Source organism: Gilliamella sp. Pas-s27 (assembly GCF_009795865.1).
Taxonomy (GTDB): domain Bacteria; phylum Pseudomonadota; class Gammaproteobacteria; order Enterobacterales; family Orbaceae; genus Gilliamella.
Window position 1 is genome coordinate 1 of record NZ_WTEW01000127.1, and the last position, 349, is coordinate 349.

1 protein-coding gene is annotated in these 349 nt (G+C 29.8%); it reads left to right on the forward strand.

Annotated features, from left to right (window positions below; genetic code table 11):
- Window positions 1-59: 59 nt before the first annotated feature.
- Window positions 60-349 (forward strand): hypothetical protein (locus GQ589_RS12000; protein ID WP_160426491.1); only part of this gene is annotated, 290 nt, incomplete at its 3' end.

The following is a 349-nucleotide window of genomic DNA, read 5'->3' on the forward strand; positions in this document are numbered from 1 at the left end:
GCTAAAAGAGAAGCAAAAGCCAAACAACAACGCACAAATAAAAAATAAGGAATAACAAAATGAAGTATATAAAGTGTATCTTACTCACGATATTATTAACCCCCGCCATTAGCCATGCCATGTTCCGTATTTATACCGGTACTATTGGACAAGATAATGCAGAATTTTATTTTGATGATAAATATGCGGTTTATCTTGATGGTAAAGAGCATCAAGTTAAACGTTTAAGTTTCATCAGGGAACATAATAATATGTTTAACTATAAAGTTTATTATGCAAATTCTTTTGAAAAAATGTTAGATAAAATAGTTATTGAGAATGTTGATGGAGGCATATTTAATCATGATGC